Here is a 19,246-nt window from a genome sequence, read left to right on the forward strand (position 1 = left end):
TAGATTAGTGGTCATGAACAGCGAGACGATGCAGACGACGCAGAAGACGCAGACGACCGCAGGACACGAGGTCCTCACCCGCGCCGCCACCGCCGAGACCATCACCGACGGCCCCGGCAGCACCATCACCCTGCTCACCGACACCGCCGAACTCACCTGCAACACGGCCACCTTCGAGGAGGGCGCGGCCGGCGCCCCGGTGCACTTCCACACCAGGGCGACCGAGTTCTTCCACGTCCTGTCCGGGCGCCTGGACGTCCTCGTCGGCGACGAGGTCAAGACCCTCACCGCCGGCGACTTCCTCTCCGTCCCGCCCGGCGTGAAGCACGCCTTCGCCCCCCACCAGGGGCACACCGCCGAGGTCTTCGTCGGCTTCACGCCCGGCATGGGCCGCTTCGACTACTACCGGCTGCTCGGCCGGGTCCGCGCCGGCGAGGCCACCGTCCAGGACATCCTGGACAGCCAGCCGGTGTACGACAACCACTACGCGGAGAGCGACGCCTGGGCCGGCCGCCTGCGCAGCGCCGAGGCGTAGACCTCGTCCGGGGCCAGCCTCCGCAGCTCCTCCGAGATCAGCTCGGCGGTGCTGCGGATCTTCAGGGCCACCGTGCGGTCCGGGCTGCCCGGCAGGATCAGGGCGGCCAGGGCCCCGTCGGGGCGGTTCACGCGCATCGGGCCCTCGGCGGTGTCCAGCCGGACCCCGGTGATCACCGGCCCGTCGGTGACGACCCGCTCCACCGGCACCCCGAGCCGGTCCTCCAGCCAGCGCGCCAGCAGCTCGGCGCTCGGGTTGTCGGCCTCGCTCTCCACCGCGCCGCCGGTCACCGGGAGCGGCTTCTGGTCCACCGCCGCCGCCAGCAGCGCCCGCCAGGGCGTCAGCCGGGTCCAGGCGAGGTCGGTGTCGCCGGGGGCGTACGAGGCCCCCCGCTCGGCCAGCGCGGCCAGCGGGTCCGCGGTCGCGTCGGCGTCCGTGATCCGGCGCTGCGCGAGCGCGCCCAGCGAATCCCGGGCCGGGTCGGCGGGAGAGTCGACCGGCCACCACGCCACCACGGGGGCGTCCGGCACCAGCAGGGGCAGGACCACGGAACCCGCCTGGCCGGTGAGCGCCCCGTGCAGGCGCAGCACCACGATCTCCCCGCTGCCGGCGTCGGAGCCGACGCGCAGCTCGGCGTCCAGGCGGGTCTGGGGCAGCTTGTACGGGCCGCGCGAGGTGCGTTTGATCACCGCGATGATGCGGCACGGGTGCTCGCGCGCGGCCTCCGAGGCCGCGCGGAGGGCGTCGTAGGCGTTCTCCTCGTCGGTGACGATGACGAGCGTCAGCACCAGGCCCAGGGCGGGGCTTCCGATGGCCCGGCGGGCGTCGAGCAGGGCCCGGTCGACCTTGCCGGACGTGGTGTCGATGAGTTCGGTCCGCATGGCCGAAGTCTGTCAGCGGCCGGGGCACCGGTGTCACCCGACCGTGTGACCATCCGTCACCTGCGGCGCTTCGCCGTACCGAAGAGGGAACGGGAGATCTCCCGTCCCAGCTGGGTCCCGATCGAACGGGCCAACGAGCGGAACAGCCCGCTCCCGACGACCTGTTCGGCCAGGGACGGCTCCTGCCCGGCCTTCGCGGACCTCTCCGCCCGTTCCGTCCGAGCCGACTCCTGCGCCGCCGACTCGGACTCCGCCGCTGCCGCCGCTGCCGCCTCCGCCGCCGCCTCGGCTGCAGCCTGCTCGGCGCTGATCCGCTCGTACGCCGACTCCCGGTCGACCGGCTGCGCGTACCGCCCGTACAGCGGCGAGGACCTGACCGCCCGCTCCAGGTCCGTCGCCCCGACCGGGCCCATCAGGGACTGCGGGGCCCGCAGCCGGGTCGCCGCCACCGGGGTCGGCGCGCCGGTCTCGCCGAGGACGGTGACCACCGCCTCGCCGGTCCCCAGTCCCGTCAGCAGCTCCTCCAGGTCGTACTCCGAGCGGGGGAACGTCCGCACCGTGGCCTTGAGGGCCTTTGCGTCGTCGGGGGTGAAGGCGCGTTGCGCGTGCTGCACCCGGTTGCCGAGCTGGGCGAGCACGTCCCCCGGCACGTCCTTGGCGGACTGGGTCACGAAGAAGATGCCGACCCCCTTGGAGCGGATCAGCCGCACGGTCTGGGTGACGGCCTCCAGGAAGGCCTGCGACGCCCCGTTGAACAGCAGATGGGCCTCGTCGAAGAAGAAGACGAGCTTGGGCCGGTCCAGGTCGCCGGCCTCCGGCAGGCCGCCGTAGAGGTCGGCGAGCAGCCACATCAGGAAGGTCGAGAAGAGCTGCGGCCGGTCCTGCACGGCGGGCAGCTCCAGTACGGAGACCAGCCCCCGCCCGTCCGGGGCGGTCCGCAGGAACTCGGAGGTGTCGAAGTCGGGTTCGCCGAAGAACGCGTCGGCGCCCTGCTGCTCGAACGCGGTCAGCGCGCGCAGGATCACCCCGGCCGTCGCCGCGGACAGCCCGCCGATCCCCTTGAGCTCGGCCTTCCCCCGGTCGGAGACGAGGAAGGCGACGACCGCCCGCAGGTCCTTGAGGTCGACCAGCTCCAACCCCTTGGCGTCGGCGTAGTGGAAGACCAGGCCCAGCGACTGCTCCTGCGTCCGGTTGAGGCGGAGCACCTTCGCCATCAGGACGGGCCCGAAGTCGGTCACCGTGGCCCGCAGCGGAATGCCCGTCCCGATCCCGCCCAACGCGTAGAACTCGGCGGGGCACCCGGCGGCCCGCCAGTCCTGGCCGACCTCCCCGGCGCGCTGCGCCGTCCGGTCGCTCGGGGCGCCCGGCGCCGAGATCCCCGACACGTCGCCCTTGACGTCGGCGAGGAAGACCGGCACTCCGGCCGCCGACAGCTGCTCCGCGATGAGCTGCAGCGTCTTCGTCTTCCCGGTGCCGGTGGCGCCGGCGACCAGGCCGTGCCGGTTCAGCATCGCGAGGGGGACGCGGATCTGCCGGTCCGGCAGGCAGGTTCCGTCCCAGAGCAGGGCGCCCAGGTCGAGCGCCGGTCCGGTGAAGGCGTATCCGGCGGCGATCCGGTCGGCCGGCGACGCGGGGTCGGTGCTCTCGCTCATACGACACTCACTCCCGATATAGCCCTGTACGCCACCTTTGCACCGCCGGTGCGAGGCTGCGCCCGCAGCCGCCGGCCCGGTAGGCTTTCCGTGTGATCTTCAAGCGCATCGGAAACGGGCGGCCGTACCCCGACCACGGCAGGGAAACCACCCGGCAGTGGGCGGACGTCGCCCCGCGCCCGGTCCGGCTCGACCAGTTGGTGACGACCAAGGGGCAGCTGGACCTCGAAACGCTGCTCGCCGAGGACTCGACCTTCTACGGGGACCTCTTCGCGCACGTCGTGAAGTGGCAGGGCGACCTGTACCTGGAGGACGGTCTGCACCGCGCCGTGCGCGCGGCCCTGCAGCAGCGTCAGGTGCTGCACGCGCGCGTCCTCGAGATGGACTGACGCCACCGGCCCGCTCCCGGCTTCACCCGGCGCCATCAGGCTTCACCCGGCAGCACCCCGGCAGCACCGGGCGGCATCCGGCCGCACCCGGTGGTGCGCAGCGACACGCCCGGCGCCTTTTGCGCGAATTGCGCCTTTTGGGTCGGTCTTGCCCTATCAACAGATCATTTGGTGGGCATCGACCGCGGCCGGTATTACGCTGCGCCCATGAGCATGCTCACTCCCCCCGGCATGGGCGGAAAGTACCGCGTCACGGGGACGGCCTACCCCCGTCTGAGCCGACCTCGGCGTCGCCGGCGGATCGTCTTCACCGTGCTCGGCGCGGTCCTCGGTCTCGCCCTGCTGGCCTACGGATCTCTGCAGCTCATCCACGTGTTCCGCGGCGACGGCGAGGGCCAGGGCAAACGCGGCACCGCCGCCGGGAACTGCCCCGGCGGCAAGCCCAAGGGGGGTGCGGCGCCCGCCGCCGCGCCCTCCACCGGCGCGGTTCCGGCGGTCGTGCTCCCGAAGCCCGGCGACATCACGGTCAACGTGTACAACGCCACGCAGCGCGCGGGGCTCGCCAAGGCCGTCGGCGACGAGCTGAAGAAGCGCGGCTTCGCCATCGGCCAGGTCGGCAACGCCCCGGCCGACTTCGACAAGAAGGTCCCCGGGACCGGGATACTGCTCGGCTCCGCGAAGACCGACAAGGCGGTCTACTCGGTCCTGGGCACCCAGATCGAGGGCGACACCCTGCAGAACGACGCCCGAGAGGGCTCGGACGTCGACCTGATCCTCGGCGACGCCTTCACGCAGCTCAGCCCGCAGGAGGCCGCGGACAAGGAGCTGGCCCTGCTGGCCAACCCGCAGCCCGCGCCCGCCGCCACCTGCTGACGCGTTCGGGGCGCGGGGCCGTCCCCGCGCCCCGAAGGCGTGCCGTGCGCAGTCCGGTCCGCGGTGCGGTCCGTACTGACTGCCGCCCGCGCTGCGGTCCGTACTGGTCCGTACTGTCTATTCGGCCGAGCCGTACATGCGGTCGCCCGCGTCGCCCAGCCCCGGCACGATGTAGCCGTGCTCGTTGAGCCGCTCGTCCACTGCGGCCGTCACCACCGTCACCGGGGTGCCCGCGAGCTCGCGCTCCATGACCTCGACGCCCTCCGGCGCGGCCAGCAGCACCACGGCCGTCACGTCGTCGGCTCCGCGCTTGATCAGCTCCTGGATCGCCGCGACCAGCGTGCCGCCCGTGGCCAGCATCGGGTCGACCACGTAGACCTGGCGCCCGGAGAGGTCCTCCGGCATGCGCGTCGCGTACGTGGAGGCCTCCAGGGTCTCCTCGTTGCGGACCATGCCCAGGAAGCCCACCTCGGCGGTCGGCAGCAGCCGCACCATGCCGTCCAGCATGCCCAGGCCGGCGCGCAGGATCGGCACGACCAGCGGGCGGGGGTGCGAGAGCTTCACACCGGTGGTCGGGGCGACCGGCGTCTCGATGTCCGACTGCTCGGTGCGCACGTCGCGTGTGGCCTCGTACGCGAGGAGCGTCACCAGCTCGTCGGCGAGACGGCGGAAGGTGGGGGAGTCGGTGCGCTTGTCGCGCAGAGTGGTCAGCTTGTGCGCCACCAACGGGTGATCGACGACCTGCAAACGCACTACATCCTCCAAAGCTCAAGAGTCGGGTTTCGACCTGCGACCTGCAAAAAACGGCCGCAACGTTCGCGCGACCCACATCCGAAAGGCTACGCGGTGTGCGCACCCCCGTGCGCCCCGACGGCGCGCCGCGCCCGGCCGTGCTCCCCCGTGGTTTCCCCGCCGCGCCCGGCCGCAGTCCCCCGGGGCGGCACCGGCACGTCCCCGGGCGTCCTTGGGATGCGGCCCGGCCCCGCGCCCAGCACGCTGGACGGGTGAGCAGCAGCGCACCGGTGATCGCGGCCGTCGACGGATCCGACCACAGCCTGCGGGCGCTGGAGTGGGCCCGGCAGGCCGCCCTCCGGCACGGCGCGGGCCTGCTCGTCGCCCACGTGCTGCCCGACACCTCCCAGCTGTACACGGCCCGCCGCCAGGTCCTGTCCCACGCCGCCCCGAAGGAGTACGACGACCCGGTGGCCGAGCGGATCCGGAACCTGCTCGCCGAGGCCCCCGAGCTGCCCGCCGAGGTGCGCTACGAGGCCCTCACCGGCTCCGTGCCCGAAGCGCTGCGGGTGATCGGCTCCGAGGCCCGGACGCTGGTCATGGGGTCCCGCGGGCGCGGCGGCTTCGCAGCCCTGCTGCTCGGCTCGAACAGCCGCGCCGTGGCCGCGACCGCGCGCTGCCCGGTGGTGGTCGTCCCGCACGAGGCGCGAACGGCGGAGGCCGGCCCGGACGCCTCCGCCGACCGGGTGGTGCTGGGCCTGCACGCCGCCGAGACCCCGGACGACGTCCTGGTCTTCGCCTTCACGGAGGCCGCCGCGCGGGGGACCACCGTCCAGGTGGTCTCCGCGTACGCCATCCCGCCGACGCCCCTCGTGATGGTCGACACGCCGTTCGCCGTGCTCACCCCGGAAGGGCTCGCGGACGGCGCCGACGCCGTCCCGGCCGAGCGGGAGATGCTGCGCGCACAGACGGAACGGCTGGGCCCGTTCCGGGAGCGCTGGCCCGGGGTGCCCGTCGTCCAGGCCGCCGTCCCCGGGGACGCGGCGGGCCGCCTCGTCGAGGCCTCGCGCGGCGCGGCCCTCGTCGTGGTGGGCCGGCACCACCCGCGGCGCACCATCCGGAACGTGACGATCGGCTCGGTGGCGCACGCCGTCCTGCACCACGCGCACGGTCCGGTGGCCGTCGTCCCCACCCTCACGGACGATGCCTGACCGGCGCCTGCACTGCATCTGACCTGCAGCTGACCTGCATGGGGGTGGCATCAATCGGCCCGACCGGGGGAAGGTGGGGGTGCGGGGGGTCTGCTTCGCGCCGGCGGAGGAGGACGACCGGACCAGCCAGGGTGGGTGGTGGCCGATGCCCGACACGCAGCCGAGAAGAAACGACCGCGGCGGTGGCGGCGAGGACGGGGTGCCGGAAACGGCGGCGCAGCGCCGGGCGCGCCGCGCGCAGTTCCTGCGCGACCTGATGGAGGCGCGCGCCCTGCGCGACCGCGTCCAGCCGCGCCGCGCCCGCGCGGCCCGGATGCGCCAGCAGATGCGCATGCGCACCTTCCGCTGGTGACGACGGGCGGCGCCGGGCGTGGGTCGCCGCCCGGCGGCAGCGGGGCGTATCACCGGTCGTTCCACGGCCGTTCCACGGGCCGCACCCGCGGCCGCACCACCGGCACCGCACGCACCGCACGCCCCTTTGGCACCGCCCGTACCGCCTGGCCCCCGCAGGAGCCGCGCCCGCAGCCGCGCCGGAGCCACGCGCACGGGCGACCGCCGGTCGGCGGTACCGCGTGCCCGCCCCGGAAGCCGCTCCGCCCTGCCGTACACCCGGGAGCCACGGGTGGCCTGCGGGCCGTGCGGTACGCGCCACGGCACACGGCGCGGCACGACGCAAGCGCGGAAGACCTCTCGCAAAGCCGCTGTTTCTGCCACGATGCCGATTGGGCGGGGCACGAAGCGGCGAGCAGGACGGCCGTTCCAACCCTTCCCACCTCCGGCCGGGGGGACCTCCAACCGGCACGCCTATGACCAGTGGGAGAGTCACGGTGTATTTCGCCGCACTGCTCGCGCGCACCGAAGACGGGTGGGAAGCGAGCGACATGGAACTCGACGACGTCGAGTCCCTCAGTGATCTGATCGATCTCGCCCGTGCCGCCGCTGTCGACGACGACACGGTGGTCGCCCTCATCGAGCAGGAGGACGCCTGGTTCGGCGTCGTCCGCGTGGACGGCGAGGAGGACCCGCGGTACTTCGTCTCGAACGCCGCCCTGGCCTCCCGCAGCTCCTACGGCTCGATGCTGACCGACGAGCTGCTGGGCAGCGACGAGGAGGACGACGAACTCGACGAACTGGACCTGGACGGCACCGAGGACGGCGAGGAGGAGAGGATCGCCGCGTTCGCCGACGCGGACGACGAGGACGAGCGGACCGGAACGGGCGCCGAACCCGTGCCGGCCGGCCCGCTCGGCGACCCCCGGCTGCTGGACGACCTCGGGGTGAGCCACAAGGAACTGATGGCCCTGGACGGGGACGCCCTCGCGGAGATCGCCGACTCGCTCGGCGCGACCGAGGTACTGGAGGCCGTCCGCTAGTGATCACCGAGCACCACCCCACGCACGGCCCCGATCCCGTACGGGACCCGTGGCGGGACTCCATGCGCCTGGCGCTGGAGGAGGCCGCCCGGGCGGTGCCGGCCGGCGACGTGCCGGTCGGCGCCGTCGTGCTGGGCCCGGACGGGGAGCTCCTCGCCACCGGGCACAACGAGCGCGAGGCCACCGGCGACCCGACGGCGCACGCCGAGGTCCTGGCGCTGCGCCGGGCCGCCGCCCAGCTCGGGGAATGGCGGCTTCCGGGGTGCACCCTCGTGGTCACCCTGGAGCCGTGCGTGATGTGCGCCGGGGCACTCGTCCAGGCGCGGGTGGCCCGGGTCGTCTACGGGGCGGGGGACGAGAAGGCGGGGGCCGCGGGGTCGCTGTGGGACCTCGTACGGGACCGCAGGCTCAACCACCGTCCGGAGGTGATCCGCGGGGTGCTCGCCGAGGAGTGCGCGCGACAGCTGACGGACTTCTTCCGGGAGCTGTGAGACCCGCTGCACGGGCCCCGCGCGGCCGCTCGGCGCGGCTGCCGGGACACCGATTTCAGAACTGGGGCGTCCTTGGGCTAGGATCTCTCTCGGTAGCGTGTCCGAGTGGCCGAAGGAGCTCGCCTCGAAAGCGAGTATGGGGCAACCCATCGGGGGTTCAAATCCCTCCGCTACCGCTCCGAATCGAGAGCCTCGTCCCGCAAGGGCCGGGGCTCTCGGCGGTTTCCGGCCCGAACGGGGAGCCGGCCGAACGGGGAGCCGCCCGAACCGTCGGCGATCCGAACCCGGGGGCCCTCGCGGCCGCGCCCGCGCGTACTCCGACCGGTGGCGCACCCCGGGCCCGGCGTGACCGGCCGCCCGCTCGGCCGTTGACACGGCATGACCAAGACCCAGCGCATGCTCGCCGCCATCGCCCTCGCGGGGGCCGCCGCGGGCCTCGCCGCACCCGCCGCCTCCGCCGCGCCCGCGGCCCCGCTCACCCTGCCCGACCTGCCGCAGGCGGCCCCGGGCATGCCGGAGGGGGCCATGCCCGGTTCCGTCCAGGAGATCGGCGCCAAGCTCAACGACCTGAACCAGCTCAACCAGCTGGGCGCGCTGCCGGACCAGCTCGCGCCGGTCGTCGCCCCGGTGGAGCCCGTCCTCGGCATCCTCGGCGGCATCGAGTAGCCCGGCCGGGCGAACGGCCCCGCACGTGCGGCAGGCCCCGGCCGGAGCCGGGGCCTGCCGCACACGGGACGGGGGAGGCTCCGTCGGGGGACGGGCGGCTTCCCCCGACGCCGACGGGGCCTGCATGCCCGGGCCGCCGTCAGGGGGAAGCGCACGACCCGGGCCCCGCAGCGAGGCCCTGTCCCTCACCCCCCGGTTTCCTGCCAGAACCGGTGGGCTCGCCCCCATCCTGCGCCGCCCGCGCCCGCGCGGACAGTGGCAAACGGCCCGGAACGCAGGGTCATTGGTCCATAAAGTCCGGGTGAGTGCCCTCATGCGACCGGTTAGACTCACCCGACTTCGCAGGACCGGTTGGGGAGGCCGACACCGCTCATGGAGACCAAGAAGATGATCACGGGAGGGCTCGTGGTGTTCGTGCTCTTCGTGATCATCACCCAGCCGGTGAAGGCGGCCGACATCGTCAAAATAGGCTTCCAGGGCATCTCCGACGCCGCTCACGGCATAGGTGCGTTCATGACCGAACTGGTGAGCTGAACCCGTACGCTGATGCGGTTTCCGGACTAACCGGCCCCCCACTCCGACGGGTGGGGGGTTTTGTGTTCTCCACCCTCGTGGCACTTACACCCAGAACACCCCATTATGCCCAACTTGCCCTCAACACGGTGATATACGGTGCTTGCACACAGTGCACATCTCTTGTGATGCTATGACCGCTTTTGACGGATGAGTTGACTTGAAGGGGTGGCGTGACCGTGTCGGCCAGTACGGCGCCTCAGGTGCCGCCCCAGCAGGACGCCCCGGAGGAGCCGCCTGCGCCCCCGAGACCGCAGAGCCGGGGCGCGGACACCCGGGCCCTCACCCAGGTCCTGTTCGGGCAGCTGAAGGGCCTGCAGCCGGGCAGCAGCGAGTACAACCGGGTGCGCGGGGCGCTCATCGAGGCGAACCTCCCGCTCGTGCGGTACGCGGCCGCCCGCTTCCGCAGCCGCAACGAGCCCATGGAGGACGTCGTCCAGGTCGGCACCATCGGCCTGATCAACGCCATCGACCGGTTCGACCCGGACCGGGGCGTGCAGTTCCCCACCTTCGCCATGCCGACCGTGGTCGGCGAGATCAAACGATACTTCCGCGACAACGTGCGCACCGTCCACGTCCCGCGCCGGCTCCACGAGCTGTGGGTCCAGGTGAACGCGGCCACCGAGGACCTCACCACCCTGCACGGGCGCACCCCGACCACGCACGAGATCGCCGCGCGGCTGCGGATCAGCGAGGAGGAGGTGCTGTCCTGCATCGAGGCCGGGCGCAGCTACCACGCGACCTCGCTGGAAGCCGCCCAGGAGGGTGACGGCCTGCCCGGGCTGCTGGACCGGCTCGGCTACGAGGACCCCGAGCTGGCCGGGGTCGAGCACCGCGACCTCGTGCGCCACCTCCTCGTACAGCTGCCGGAGCGCGAACAGCGGATCCTCCTCCTTCGGTACTACAGCAATCTGACGCAGTCGCAGATCAGTGCCGAGCTCGGCGTCTCCCAGATGCACGTGTCGCGGCTGCTCGCCCGGAGTTTCGCTCGACTCCGATCCGCAAACAGGATCGAGGCGTAACCGGATCGGGTGGAGATCGCGGCCCGGTTTCCCGACAGAACCGGCTCATTCCGCTCTATCGCTGGAGTTATATGTCGACTTGGCGCTACAGCGCGTTGCCGACATGTGACATTCTGCTGGAACCGCGTTTGCCGCAGCCCCGGCTCCGGTATTCAGGTGGAGGCTGCGTTCCTCCGACGGGCGCGCCGTACGCGACCGTCCGCGACCTCAAGGGGGTGGCATGTCCGCAGATCAGGGCAGCTCCAAGGTGCTCACGCTCGTCAAGAGCGAGGCACCGGCCGTGTCCGAACACTCGGAAGCCATCGACACCCGCACCCTCTCCCGCTCCCTCTTCCAGCGCCTCGCCGGCCTGGACGCGGACAGCCCCGAACGGGCGTACGTACGCGACACCCTGATCGAGCTGAACCTGCCCCTCGTGCGGTACGCGGCCGCCCGCTTCCGCAGCCGCAACGAGCCCATGGAGGACATCGTCCAGGTCGGCACCATCGGCCTGATCAAGGCGATCGACCGGTTCGACTGCGACCGCGGCGTGGAGTTCCCGACCTTCGCGATGCCGACGGTCGTGGGCGAGATCAAGCGGTTCTTCCGGGACACGTCCTGGTCCGTGCGTGTCCCGCGCCGCCTCCAGGAGCTGCGCCTCGCGCTCACCAAGGCCAGCGACGAGCTCGCCCAGAAGCTCGACCGCTCGCCGACCGTGCCCGAACTCGCCGCCGTTCTCGGGGTGTCGGAGGAGGACGTGGTCGACGGTCTCGCCGTCGGCAACGCCTACACCGCCTCCTCGCTCGACTCGCCCTCGCCCGAGGACGAAGGCGGCGACGGCTCCCTCGCCGACCGCCTCGGCTACGAGGACACCGCACTCGAAGGCGTCGAGTACCGCGAGTCGTTGAAGCCGCTGCTCGCCAAACTCCCCGCCCGGGAGCGGCAGATCATCATGCTGCGCTTCTTCGCCAACATGACGCAGTCGCAGATCGGCGAGGAGGTCGGCATCTCGCAGATGCACGTCTCCCGCCTGCTGACCCGCACCCTCGCGCAGCTGCGCGTCGGCCTGATCGGCGACTAGTCCCGCGACGTCCGCGGCCCGACCGGAGGCCGGAACAGCACACCGGCCCTGCGGCAGGGGTTCCGATTTGACGCACCGTCAGCAACACTGCGGCGATGCGACCGGGACACCGCCGCAGGGCCGCACTGTTCGCCGCCCTGTCCTTCTGCACGGCCGCCGCCACCCTGACCGGCTGCGGCGGTACGGCACGCGACGGCCACACCGCCGCGGGAGCCGTGGCCCCCGGCCCCGAACGGCGCCCCGGCGACAACGTGGCCCCGCAGGGGCCGGTGGAGTTCCAACAGCTCGGCGGCCCGGCCGCGGCGGGCGGATCCCCTTCCTCCGCCGGTACGCCGCCCGGTTCCCCGGATGCGCGGACCCCGGCCGGCTCCGGCCGGGGCGAAGGCACGGTCGGGCCGGGGGGAATCCCGGCCCCGGGCCCCGGCACCCCACAGGGCGGCGGGACCACCACCGCGCCCGGCACCCCCGGCACGCCGGCCCCGCCCGGATCCCCCGGGCCCGCGCCGGGCACCACCCCGGGAGGCCCGGGCACGCCGGGGACGCCGGGGACGCCGGGAGGCCCGGGCACGCCGCCCGCGTCCACGCCGGCCGAGCTGGTGCTCACCGGCCCGCTGCGGGCGCCGGCGGCGGACCGCTGGTGCGAGCGCGTCACCGTGGGGATCACCAATACCGGTAGCACGGCGGCCCGTTCGGGCACGGTCGGGTTCGAGACGCACGTCATCGGAGCCCTGGGCACCGACTGGGCCACCGTCACCACCACCCAGCCGCTCCCGGCGCCCCTGGCCGGCGGGACGACGCGTACGCAGACCTACACGGTGTGCGTCGAGTCCTGGCGGGTCCCGTGGGGCATGCACGTGGAGACCCGCAGGGTCACGGCCGCCTGGAGCTGACCCGACCGCCACCGACGGCAACAGCAGCAGCGGTGGCGGCCCGGCGACCGTTCGGCGCGGTGCCCGTCAGCGCACGGTGAGCCACAGCGCGATGCCGAACACCGCGGCCAGGGCAACGGCGACGGCGATCCGCGCGCCCGCCCTCCCGGAGCCCGCGGCCTGCTCGCGCCGGCGCCGGCCGGACGCCGGCACGCCGGCGGCTTCGCGGGAGGGGGCCCCTTCCTCGACGAACGCGCGGAACATCTGGGTGCTGCCCGCGGGGTCGTGGTGGGCGTCCGGGGCCGGTGCGTTGTGGTTCGAAGCCATGGCCCTGGACCCTAGCGGGTTTTCCGATTCCTTTACCGCCTCCCCCCGTGGATTCATTTGCCTGTAGCAACCAATCTCTCTTACGGTTGCCTGAAGCAACGAGATGGAGGGGGATCCCGGTGACCACCCAGGCGGCCGCGGACCAGAGCACCCGCTACGAGGAGCTGGCCCGCCGGCTCACCGGCGTCGGCGCCGTCAAACGGGAGCTCGCCCGCCACCTCCCCGCGGAGTGCCCGCCGGGCTCCGCGGCCGTGCTCACCCTGATCGACCGGTACGGCGACATGCGGCTCAGCCGGCTCGCCGACCTCATGGCCATCGACATCTCGGTCACCAGCCGCCACGTCGCCCAGGTCGCCGACCGCGGGTGGATCACCCGCGACGCCGACCCGGGCGACGGCCGGTGCCGCATCCTGCGGCTCACCCCGGCCGGCTCCGCACTCCTGGCCGAGGCCTCCGCCCGGTACACCGAGGCGCTGGAACGGGCCCTGGCCGACTGGTCCGCGCACGACATCGACGTACTCAACAGCCTGCTGGCCCGGCTCCGGTCGAGCTTCCGGACGACCGAGCTCCCAGACGAAGGAACCCCATGACGACCACCACACCCTCTGGTGTGCGGGGAGGCGACCAGTCGCAGACCTCCGCCGGCGACGCACCCATATCCGCGTCCGCCACCGCCCCCTCCCCCGCGCCCATGACCCACCCGCAGATCATGAAGGCGCTGTCCGGGCTGATGCTCGGCATGTTCGTGGCGATCCTGTCGTCCACGATCGTCTCCAACGCCCTGCCCCAGATCATCAGCGACCTCGGCGGCACCCAGTCCTCGTACACCTGGGTGGTCACCGCGGCCCTGCTGTCGATGACGGCGGCCACCCCGCTGTGGGGCAAGCTGTCCGACCTCTTCAGCAAGAAGCTGCTGGTCCAGGCCTCCCTGGTCATCTACGTGCTCGGCTCCGTCGTGGCCGGCATGTCACAGAACACCGGCACGCTCATCGCCTGCCGCGTGGTCCAGGGCATCGGCGTCGGCGGCCTGTCCGCCCTCGCCCAGATCGTGATGGCCGCGATGATCTCCCCGCGCGAGCGCGGCCGCTACAGCGGCTACCTCGGCGCGGTCTTCGCCGTCGCCACCGTCGGCGGCCCGCTGCTCGGCGGCGTCATCACCGACACCGAGTGGCTGGGCTGGCGCTGGTGCTTCTACGTGGGCGTGCCCTTCGCCGTCATCGCGCTGGTCGTCCTGCAGAAGACGCTCCGCCTCCCGGTGGTCCGCCGCGACGTCAAGGTCGACTGGCTCGGCGCCTTCCTGATCAGCGGCGCCGTCTCGCTGCTGCTGATCTGGGTCACCCAGGCCGGTGACTCCTACGCCTGGGTCTCCTGGACCACGCTGGCCATGACCGGTGGCGCCGTCGTGCTCGGCCTGCTCTTCCTCCTCGTCGAATCCCGGGCGAGCGAGCCGATCATCCCGCTGCGCCTGTTCCGCAACAAGACCATCAGCCTCGCCTCCGCGGCCTCGCTGTTCGTCGGCATCGCGATGTTCTCGGGGACGGTGTTCTTCAGCCAGTTCTTCCAGCTGGCCCGCGGCGAGTCCCCCACGATGTCCGGGATCCTCACCATTCCGATGATCGGCGGCCTCTTCGTCTCCTCCACCGTCTCCGGCCAGGTGATCACCAAGACCGGCAGGTGGAAGGCCTGGCTCGTCTCCGGCGGCGTGCTCCTGACCGCCGGCCTGGGGCTGCTGGGCACCCTGCGGTACGACACCCCGTACTGGCACATCGCCGTCTACATGGCGCTGACCGGTCTCGGCCTCGGCATGATGATGCAGAACCTGGTCCTCGCCACCCAGAACCAGGTGGCCCCCGAGGACCTCGGCGCGGCCAGCTCCGTCGTCACGTTCTTCCGCTCGCTCGGCGGCGCCGTGGGCGTCTCGGCGCTCGGCGCGGTGATGGCCCACCGCGTCACCACTTACGTGAAGGACGGCCTGGCGGCCCTCGGACCCAAGGCGGCCGCACTGGGCCACGGGGGCACCGCCGGGGGCGGGATCCCCGACCTCGACCGGCTGCCCGCGCCGCTGCGCGAGGTCATCGAGTCCGCGTACGGGCACGGCGTCGGCGACGTCTTCCTCTACGCCGCGCCCGCCGCGCTCCTCGCGCTGCTGCTGGTGGTCTTCATCAAGGAGGTCGCCCTGCAGTCGAAGCCGTCGGTGCAGACCCCGGCCGCCTCTTCGGAGGACTAGCCGGGGCCGCCCGGGCCCGGGCCGGAGGCCGGGCCGGGGCCGAAGCCGAAGCGGAAGCCCGGGCCGGAGCCGGGCCCCGGGCCGGCCTTCGCCTCGATCCCGGCGATCAGCACGTCGAGGGCGAGACCGAAGTCCCCGTCGGGCACCCGCCGGGCCGTGCCCCCGCAGCCGTGCAGGAACTGCCACACCGCCAAGTGGGCGCCGGTCCGGCCGGAATCCGCCAGGCCGGTGGCGTCGAGCAGGCGTTGCAGGGCCGCATCGAAGGCGCGCGCGTGCGGCCCGATGTTCGGGTACGCGGCTGCCAGCGGCCCCACCCAGGGGTGGTCCGCCAGCAGCCGGCGGTATCCGCAGGCCAGCAGCCGCAGTCGGCCGGGCCACCCCTCGCGCGCCGAGTCCGCGGGCCCGCCGGGTGGGAGAGGGAGTTCGCCCAGGGCCCGGTCCAGGGCGAGTTCGAGCAGGTCGTGCTTGGTGTCGACGTACCAGTAGAGGGACATCGCGGTGACCCCGAGAGCGGCCGCGAGCCGCCGCATGGAGAACCGGGCCAGCCCCTCGGTGTCGAGCAGCCGCACCGTGGCCCCGGTGATCCGCTCCCGGTCGAGCAGGAAGGCACCCTCGCCGCTGCGGCGTCTGGCGGGTGCGGCGGGACGGACGGACAGCCACACGCTGGTCCGGGTGTTGCCGGGAACGGCCGCGGTCGCCATGGAGGCACCCTCCTCACAACAGCTGGATCAGCCCGGAATGACCGGTCCGCCCCCTTGATGCTAGAGGGTGCCCCTCGCGTTCGGGCGCGTTCAGGACGGGGCGGACGTGGCGCTCGCGGGAGCGGTCAGGTCGTAGAAGGCGGCCCCGCCGATGGTGACGGACCGGAAGTTCGCCTTCACCCAGGTCTCGATCGCCGTGCTGGTGGAGCCGCCCGGACCACCGCGCATGACCGGGCCCTCCCCGCCGGCGCCACCGCCCCGGCCACCGTCCGCGATGCCGCCCGAGGCGATGAAGTAGTGGATCCTGCCGGCCTTCACGTACGCCTGGAAGGCGGCGAGCGTCGGCGACGGGTCGCTGCCGTTGAACCCGCCGATCGGCATCACCGGCTCACCCGAGGCGAGTTGGTAGCCCGCCGCGTTCTGCGCGCCGACGGCGGCCGCCGCCCACGTGTACCGGTCCGCGTCCTCGCGCAGGGCGGCCGTGGCCTCCTTGCCCACCTTGGTACCACCCAGCAGGCCTCCCATGCCGCCGCCGCCCGCCCGGCCCGGAGCACCCGGGACGGCCGGCGCACCGCCGGTGCCCTGTCCGCCGCGGCCGCCGCGCCCGGCACCGCTGCCCTGGCCGCTGCGGCCGTCCTGGCCGCCCTGGCCGCCGGGGAAGGCCTGGCCGCCGCCCGGCACGCCCTGCGGAGCCCCCTGGAGGCCGCCCTGGGGCGCGTTCCCGGGGCCGCCCGGCATGCCCTGCGGGACGGCGCCCTGCGGGCCGCCGCGGAAGCCGCCCATCGGGCCTGCGCCCGGCGGGAGTTCACCGCCGCCGAAGCGCATGCCCATCCCGCCGCGGCCGCCCTGCACCGCGGGCCCGGCCGTCACGATCGAGCCGCTGTGCCCGGCGTCCACCGTGGTCAGGCAGTAGGCGAGGGGTCCGGCCAGGGCGGCGCCCAGGCCCAGCGCGGCCGCACCGAGCGCCGCCCGGCGGCCGATCCGCGCCCCGAGGAGCAGCCCGGCGGCCGAGGCCGCCCCGGCCGCGAGGACGGCCCAGCGCAGCCACGGCAGGTAGTCGGGGGAGCGCCCGAGCAGGACGTACGACCACCAGGCGGTCAGCACCAGGGTGCCGGACAGGGTGAGCGCGGCGGCCTTGCTGCCCCGCTCCTCCCACAGCACGGCCACGCCCATGCCGACCAGCGCGGCCACGAAGGGGGCCAGCGCCACCGTGTAGTACTCGTGGAAGATGCCCTGCATCCAGCTGAACACCGCGGCGGTGATCAGCAGGGCGCCGCCCCAGGTCAGGAACGCCGCCCGAGCCATGCCCTCGACCGTGTCGGCGGCCCGGCCGGCCCGCCAGGTGATCACCAGGCCGGCGACCAACATGACCAGGGCCGCCGGGAGCAGCCAGGAGATCTGTCCGCCGACGTTCGCGGAGAACAGCCGGTCGATGCCCGTCTCCCCCCAGCCGCCCCCGCCTCCGCCGCCGGGGCGTCCGCCACCGCCGACGCTGCCGGTCTCGTTGCCGTTGATCCGGCCGAGGCCGTTGTAGCCGAGGGTCAGCTCCAGGAAGGAGTTGGTCTGCGAGCCGCCGATGTACGGGCGCGAGGACGCGGGCCACAGCTCCACGACCGCGACCCACCAGCCGCCGGCCACGACCATCGCGACCCCCGCGAGGAGCAGTTGGCCCAGCCGGCGGCGCAGCCGGGTCGGCGCGCAGACGGCGTACACGAGGGCGAGCGGCGGCAGGATCACGAAGGCCTGCAGCGTCTTGGTCAGGAAGGCGAAGCCGATCGCCGTGCCCGCCCCGACCAGCCAGGCGGTGCGGGCGCCGTCGAGGGCGCGCAGCACGCAGTGGACCGTGACGGTGAGCAGCAGGGTCAGCAGCGCGTCCGGGTTGTTGAAGCGGAACATCAGCGCGGCGACCGGGGTGAGGGCGAAGACGGCGCCGCTGATGAGGCCCGCCGCGGGACCGAAGTGCCGGCGCACGGCGGCGTACAGCACGGCGGTGGTGGCGACGCCCATCAGGGCCTGCGGTGCGAGGATCTGCCAGCTGCCCAGCCCGAACAGCCGGACGGACAGGGCCATCGGCCACAGGGCTGCCGGGGGCTTGTCCACGGTGATGGAGTTCCCGGCGTCGGAGGAACCGAAGAAGAAGGCCTTCCAGCTCTCGCTGCCCGCCTGGACGGCGGCGGAGTAGAAGGAGTTGGCGTAGCCGGAGGCGCTGAGGTTCCACAGCAGCAGGACGGCGGTGGCCAGCAGCAGGGCGGCGAGCGCCGGGAGCTCCCAGCGGGGGCGGGTCACGGCACCGGCACCGACGCTGGTCGCCGGGGCGGCGCGGGAGGGGGCGGCCCCCTCGGGGAACGGGGAGTCCATGGGTGGTACGGCGGTGGTCATCGGTTGTCGTCCTTGGCAGCAGGGGTGCGCCGGTCGGGGAAGACCCAGGCGCGGAAGAGCAGGAACCGCAGTACGGTCGCGGCGAGGTTGGCCGTGATCAGGACGGCCAGTTCGGTGCTGTGGGCGGGATCGGCCGTCGCCGCCCCGAGGGCGGCCAGCGAGCCGCCGGTCAGGGCGAGGCCCACCGCGAACACGACCAGGCCCTGGGCCTGGTGGCGCACGGCCCGCGCCCGCCCACGGACGCCGAAGGTGAGGCGGCGGTTGGCGGCCGTGTTGGCGACGGCGGACAGCAGCAGGGCGGCCGCGTTGGCGAGCTGCGGCCCGGCGCCGAGCCGGAACAGGGAGTACAGCGCGAGGTAGCAGAGGGTGGACAGCACCCCGACGGTGCAGAAGCCCAGCAGCTGGCGGGCCAGCCCGCGGGGCACCCCCGGCAGGGCGCTGCGGTCGCGGGGGTCGTCGCCGAAGGGGCGGGTGAGCCGGTCGAGCGGCAGCGCACCGAGAGCCAGGGCCCGGCCCACCCGCCAAACACCCTTGAGGTCGTCCACCGCGGTCCGGACGATGTGGACCGTGGAGTCCGGGTCGTCCACCCAGTCGACCGGCACCTCGTGGATCCGCAGCCCGGCCCGCTCGGCGAGGACCAGCATCTCGGTGTCGAAGAACCAACCCGTGTCCTGCACGAGCGGCAGCAGCCGCTCGGCGACCTCCCGGCGGATGGCCTTGAACCCGCACTGGGCGTCGCTGAACCGGGCTGCGAGCGAGGAGCGCAGCAGCAGGTTGTAGGCGCGGGAGACGAACTCCCGCTTGGCGCCGCGCACCACGCGCGAGGAGCGGGCCAGCCGGGTGCCGATGGCGAGGTCGGAGTGGCCCGAGATCAGCGGGGCGACCAGCGGCAGCACCGCGTTGAGGTCGGTGGACAGGTCGACGTCCATGTACGCGAGGACGGGGGCCTTGGAGCGCGACCACACGGTGCGCAGTGCGCGGCCGCGGCCCTTCTCCTCCAGCCGGGTGCTCCGGACCCCTTCGAGGCCGGCGGCCAGACCGGCCGCGACCTCAGGGGTGCCGTCGGTGCTCGCGTTGTCGGCGATCGTGATGCGGAAGGGGTACGGGAAGGTGCGGGTGAGGTGGTCGTGGAGCCGGCGCACGCACGGGCCCAGGTCCTTCTCCTCGTTGAAGACCGGGATCACCACGTCGAGTACGGGCTCGCCGGGCACGGGCGCGAGGTGCGCCCGTGCCGGGAGGGCGCCGATGGAGGTGTCGGTTGGCATGGTCCGAGCCTCGCGGCGCG

At 73.5% G+C, this 19,246-nt stretch carries 20 protein-coding genes, 1 tRNA gene and 1 pseudogene; 15 read left to right on the plus strand and 7 right to left on the minus strand.

Translation table 11 applies throughout. The annotated features are described in order from the left end of the window. Window positions 1-13 precede the first annotated feature (13 nt). Complete coding sequence (locus tag ACZ4VL_RS04800; RefSeq protein ID WP_468195875.1) at window positions 14-535, plus strand: cupin domain-containing protein; 522 nt, start codon at window positions 14-16, stop codon at window positions 533-535. Here the strand turns inward: ACZ4VL_RS04800 and opcA are convergent. Next, window positions 484-1,416: a glucose-6-phosphate dehydrogenase assembly protein OpcA gene (opcA, locus tag ACZ4VL_RS04805; protein ID WP_468195878.1), complete on the minus strand. Its 933-nt coding sequence runs from the start codon at window positions 1,414-1,416 to the stop codon at window positions 484-486. The genes ACZ4VL_RS04800 and opcA overlap by 52 nt on opposite strands. 56 nt (window positions 1,417-1,472) lie before the next feature. Beyond that, a complete protein-coding gene (locus tag ACZ4VL_RS04810; protein WP_468195880.1) occupies window positions 1,473-3,068 on the minus strand; it encodes a helicase HerA-like domain-containing protein in 1,596 nt (531 codons plus the stop codon). 92 nt (window positions 3,069-3,160) lie between these two features. Between ACZ4VL_RS04810 and ACZ4VL_RS04815 the strand changes: the two genes are divergently transcribed. Together ACZ4VL_RS04815 and ACZ4VL_RS04820 are read left to right on the plus strand one after the other, a co-directional pair. After that, window positions 3,161-3,457, plus strand: coding sequence for a type II toxin-antitoxin system VapB family antitoxin (locus ACZ4VL_RS04815; protein ID WP_114058229.1), 297 nt, complete (start codon window positions 3,161-3,163; stop codon window positions 3,455-3,457). Between the two features lie 207 nt (window positions 3,458-3,664). Beyond that, window positions 3,665-4,330 (plus strand): LytR C-terminal domain-containing protein, encoded by a 666-nt coding sequence (locus tag ACZ4VL_RS04820; protein ID WP_468195884.1) that lies wholly within the window; start codon window positions 3,665-3,667, stop codon window positions 4,328-4,330. 117 nt (window positions 4,331-4,447) lie between these two features. Here ACZ4VL_RS04820 and upp read toward each other — a convergent pair whose 3' ends face one another. Beyond that, the gene (gene upp, locus ACZ4VL_RS04825) at window positions 4,448-5,083 is read right to left on the minus strand and encodes a uracil phosphoribosyltransferase (protein ID WP_114058231.1); all 636 of its coding nucleotides are present in this window, start codon (window positions 5,081-5,083) and stop codon (window positions 4,448-4,450) included. 251 nt (window positions 5,084-5,334) lie between these two features. Here upp and ACZ4VL_RS04830 point away from each other — a divergent pair, with 251 nt between their 5' ends. The 10 genes from ACZ4VL_RS04830 to ACZ4VL_RS04875 all read left to right on the plus strand — a co-directional run bounded on the left by ACZ4VL_RS04830 (window position 5,335) and on the right by ACZ4VL_RS04875 (window position 12,348). Continuing rightward, window positions 5,335-6,273: a universal stress protein gene (locus ACZ4VL_RS04830; protein ID WP_468195887.1), complete on the plus strand. Its 939-nt coding sequence runs from the start codon at window positions 5,335-5,337 to the stop codon at window positions 6,271-6,273. Between the two features lie 145 nt (window positions 6,274-6,418). Further along, a complete protein-coding gene (locus ACZ4VL_RS04835) occupies window positions 6,419-6,625 on the plus strand; it encodes a hypothetical protein (RefSeq protein WP_468195889.1) in 207 nt (68 codons plus the stop codon). Window positions 6,626-7,100: 475 nt separating this feature from the next. Further along, window positions 7,101-7,646 carry a tRNA adenosine deaminase-associated protein gene (locus ACZ4VL_RS04840; RefSeq protein ID WP_468195892.1) on the plus strand — a complete coding sequence of 182 codons (546 nt, stop codon included), beginning with the start codon at window positions 7,101-7,103 and terminating at the stop codon, window positions 7,644-7,646. Between the two features lie 62 nt (window positions 7,647-7,708). Then, window positions 7,709-8,137, plus strand: coding sequence for a tRNA adenosine(34) deaminase TadA (gene tadA, locus ACZ4VL_RS04845; protein WP_468196141.1), 429 nt, complete (start codon window positions 7,709-7,711; stop codon window positions 8,135-8,137). Window positions 8,138-8,228: 91 nt separating this feature from the next. Beyond that, window positions 8,229-8,313, plus strand: a tRNA-Ser gene (locus ACZ4VL_RS04850). A 202-nt stretch (window positions 8,314-8,515) separates the two neighbouring features. After that, on the plus strand, window positions 8,516-8,803 hold the full coding sequence (locus tag ACZ4VL_RS04855) for a hypothetical protein (RefSeq protein ID WP_361098827.1): 288 nt from the start codon (window positions 8,516-8,518) through the stop codon (window positions 8,801-8,803). 372 nt (window positions 8,804-9,175) lie between these two features. After that, the gene (locus tag ACZ4VL_RS04860) at window positions 9,176-9,337 is read left to right on the plus strand and encodes a hypothetical protein (RefSeq protein ID WP_360621039.1); all 162 of its coding nucleotides are present in this window, start codon (window positions 9,176-9,178) and stop codon (window positions 9,335-9,337) included. Between the two features lie 212 nt (window positions 9,338-9,549). Continuing rightward, the gene (locus tag ACZ4VL_RS04865) at window positions 9,550-10,398 is read left to right on the plus strand and encodes an RNA polymerase sigma factor SigF (RefSeq protein ID WP_468195895.1); all 849 of its coding nucleotides are present in this window, start codon (window positions 9,550-9,552) and stop codon (window positions 10,396-10,398) included. Window positions 10,399-10,618: 220 nt separating this feature from the next. Beyond that, complete coding sequence (locus ACZ4VL_RS04870; RefSeq protein ID WP_468195897.1) at window positions 10,619-11,458, plus strand: RNA polymerase sigma factor SigF; 840 nt, start codon at window positions 10,619-10,621, stop codon at window positions 11,456-11,458. 95 nt (window positions 11,459-11,553) lie between these two features. Then, complete coding sequence (locus ACZ4VL_RS04875) at window positions 11,554-12,348, plus strand: hypothetical protein (protein ID WP_468195900.1); 795 nt, start codon at window positions 11,554-11,556, stop codon at window positions 12,346-12,348. A gap of 66 nt (window positions 12,349-12,414) precedes the next feature. Here ACZ4VL_RS04875 and ACZ4VL_RS04880 read toward each other — a convergent pair whose 3' ends face one another. Continuing rightward, window positions 12,415-12,654 carry a hypothetical protein gene (locus tag ACZ4VL_RS04880; RefSeq protein ID WP_468195903.1) on the minus strand — a complete coding sequence of 80 codons (240 nt, stop codon included), beginning with the start codon at window positions 12,652-12,654 and terminating at the stop codon, window positions 12,415-12,417. Window positions 12,655-12,773: 119 nt separating this feature from the next. On the opposite strand from ACZ4VL_RS04880, the gene ACZ4VL_RS04885 reads away from it, so the two are divergent. Beyond that, window positions 12,774-13,244, plus strand: coding sequence for a MarR family winged helix-turn-helix transcriptional regulator (locus ACZ4VL_RS04885; protein ID WP_468195905.1), 471 nt, complete (start codon window positions 12,774-12,776; stop codon window positions 13,242-13,244). Window positions 13,245-13,345: 101 nt separating this feature from the next. Then, window positions 13,346-14,834 (plus strand): annotated as a pseudogene (locus ACZ4VL_RS04890) (MDR family MFS transporter); the annotation flags it as partial. A gap of 43 nt (window positions 14,835-14,877) precedes the next feature. On the opposite strand, the gene ACZ4VL_RS04895 reads toward ACZ4VL_RS04890, so the two are convergent. The 3 genes from ACZ4VL_RS04895 to ACZ4VL_RS04905 form a co-directional block, all read right to left on the minus strand. Next, window positions 14,878-15,582, minus strand: coding sequence for a TetR/AcrR family transcriptional regulator (locus ACZ4VL_RS04895; protein ID WP_468195907.1), 705 nt, complete (start codon window positions 15,580-15,582; stop codon window positions 14,878-14,880). A 90-nt stretch (window positions 15,583-15,672) separates the two neighbouring features. Next, window positions 15,673-17,961: an ArnT family glycosyltransferase gene (locus tag ACZ4VL_RS04900; RefSeq protein ID WP_468195909.1), complete on the minus strand. Its 2,289-nt coding sequence runs from the start codon at window positions 17,959-17,961 to the stop codon at window positions 15,673-15,675. Continuing rightward, window positions 17,958-19,226, minus strand: a complete 1,269-nt coding sequence (locus ACZ4VL_RS04905) for a bifunctional glycosyltransferase family 2/GtrA family protein (RefSeq protein WP_468195911.1) — start codon at window positions 19,224-19,226, stop codon at window positions 17,958-17,960. The genes ACZ4VL_RS04900 and ACZ4VL_RS04905 overlap by 4 nt, the downstream gene beginning before the upstream one ends. Between the last annotated feature and the right edge of the window lie 20 nt (window positions 19,227-19,246).

It is taken from the genome of Streptomyces sp. NPDC029014, assembly GCF_055564695.1.